Origin of the sequence: Burkholderia sp. E168m23, from assembly GCF_016586125.1 — a bacterium.
GTDB lineage: Bacteria > Pseudomonadota > Gammaproteobacteria > Burkholderiales > Burkholderiaceae > Burkholderia > Burkholderia orbicola.
In genome coordinates this window covers 1-2,104 of record NZ_BCPP01001114.1, presented here as the reverse complement: position 1 = coordinate 2,104, position 2,104 = coordinate 1, and the positions used below count along the sequence as shown (strand labels likewise).

Sequence of the window (2,104 nt, the reverse complement as noted above, 5' to 3'; positions counted from 1 at the left end):
GCGACGAGTTCTTCCGATTCGCCGGAATAGGAGATGCCGATGAAGACGTCGTCGGAGGTGACCATCCCGAGGTCGCCGTGGCTGGCCTCGGCAGGGTGGACGAAGAAGGCCGGCGTACCGGTGCTGGCCAGCGTGGCTGCGATCTTGCGGGCGATATGCCCCGATTTGCCGATCCCGGAGACCACGACGCGGCCGCGGCAGCCGAGCAGCAGCGCCACGGCCTGGACGAAGCCGCCGTCGAGCTGGTCGCTCAGCGCGCGCACGGCGTCCGCCTCGATGTCGAGCACGTCGCGGGCGAGCGCGAGCGCCCGATCATCATTGATTTTCGCTATCATGCGCGGAGTATAGCAAAGGCGTTTGTTCGCCGCGCCGGCCTTCGGACTCGTCCGAAGCAGCCTGTCCACCGCCACCACCCCGCGCCCGCATTGCCGTGGCCCCGACGAACGAGGACGCTTCGCCTGTGATTTCCCCGCTCGAAATGACCCTGCTGCTGCTGCTGGCCTCAGTGGTGGGCGTCGTCGTATTCCGCTCGTTGAACCTGCCGCCGATGCTCGGCTACCTGACCGTCGGCATCCTGGTCGGCCCGCACGCATTCGGCGTCGCGGCGGATCTCGAACGGGCCGAGCACCTCGCGGAATTCGGCGTGGTGTTCCTGATGTTTTCGATCGGCCTCGAATTCTCGCTGGCGAAGCTGAGGTCGATGCAGCGGCTCGTGTTCGGGCTCGGCCTCTTGCAGGTCGTCGCGACCCTCGTGCTCGCGCTCGTGCTCGGCGCGCTGTTCGAGCACTGGGTGCACATCACGTGGCAGGGCAGCATCGCGCTCGGCGGCGCGCTCGCGATGTCGTCGACGGCGATCGTGTCGAAGATGCTCGCCGAGCGGCTCGAGATCGAGACCGAGCACGGCCGCAACATCTTCGGCGTGCTGCTGTTCCAGGATCTCGCGGTGGTGCCGCTCTTGATCGTGATCGCCGCGTTCGGCGCGGAATCGTCGAAGGATCTCGCGCTCACGCTCGGCTTCGCGGCGGTCAAGATCGTGATCGCGCTCGCGCTGCTGCTCGTCATCGGCCAGCGCTTCATGACGCGCTGGCTCAACGTCGTCGCGCGGCGCCGCTCGCAGGAGCTGTTCGTGCTGAACCTGCTGCTCGTCACGCTCGGCGCCGCGTTCATCACCGACCGCTTCGGCCTGTCGCTCGCGCTCGGCGCGTTCATCGCCGGGATGCTCATTTCCGAGACGCCGTTCCGCCATCAGGTGGAAGAGGACATCAAGCCGTTCCGCGACGTGCTGCTCGGCCTGTTCTTCGTGACGACGGGGATGCTGCTCGATCCGCGCGTGATCTGGGAGCATCCGTTGATCGTGCTCGGCTTCTTCGTCGGGCAGATCCTGTTCAAGGCGACGATGATCGCCGGGCTCGCGCGGCTGTTCGGCGCGACGCCGGGCGTCGCGATGCGCACCGGCATCGGCCTCGCGCAGGCCGGCGAATTCGGCTTCGTGCTGCTGAACCTGATCCTCGACCGGCATCTCGTCGATTCGACGCTGCTGCAGGCGATCCTCGCGTCGATGCTGCTGTCGATGCTCGCCGCGCCGTTCCTGATCCAGAATGCCGACCGCATCGTGATGCGGCTGTCGTCGACGGAATGGATGCAGCAGTCGCTGCAGATGACGCGGATCGCGACGCAAAGCCTCAAGCAGCGCGGCCACGTGATCATCTGCGGCTACGGCCGCGCGGGCCAGAACCTCGCGCGCATGCTCGAACAGGAAGGTATTTCGTACGTCGCGCTCGACCTCGATCCCGATCGCGTGAGTGCTGCGGCGACCGCCGGCGAATCGGTCGTGTTCGGCGACGCGGCGCGCCGCGAGTCGCTGCTCGCGGCCGGTATCCACCGGGCGGCGGCCGTCGCGATCACCTACGCGAACACGCCGTCCGCGCTGCGCGTGCTGCATCACGTGCACGAGCTCGAGCCGACGCTGCCCGCGATCGTGCGCACCGTCGACGATGCCGATCTCGAGAAGCTGCTCGCGGCCGGCGCGACCGAAGTGATTCCGGAGATCGTCGAGGGCAGCCTGATGCTCGCGTCGCACACGCTGGTGCTGGTCGGCGTGCCG

1 protein-coding gene and 1 pseudogene are annotated in these 2,104 nt (G+C 67.5%); one reads left to right on the top strand and one right to left on the bottom strand.

All coding sequences use genetic code 11. From position 1 onward, the window contains the following. Positions 1–335: pseudogene (gene kdsD, locus JMF90_RS34665) on the bottom strand (arabinose 5-phosphate isomerase KdsD); the annotation flags it as partial. Positions 336–460: 125 nt separating this feature from the next. Here kdsD and JMF90_RS34660 point away from each other — a divergent pair. Then, positions 461–2,104, top strand: a 1,644-nt coding sequence (locus JMF90_RS34660) for a cation:proton antiporter (RefSeq protein WP_201326123.1), incomplete at its 3' end; no start/stop codon positions are given.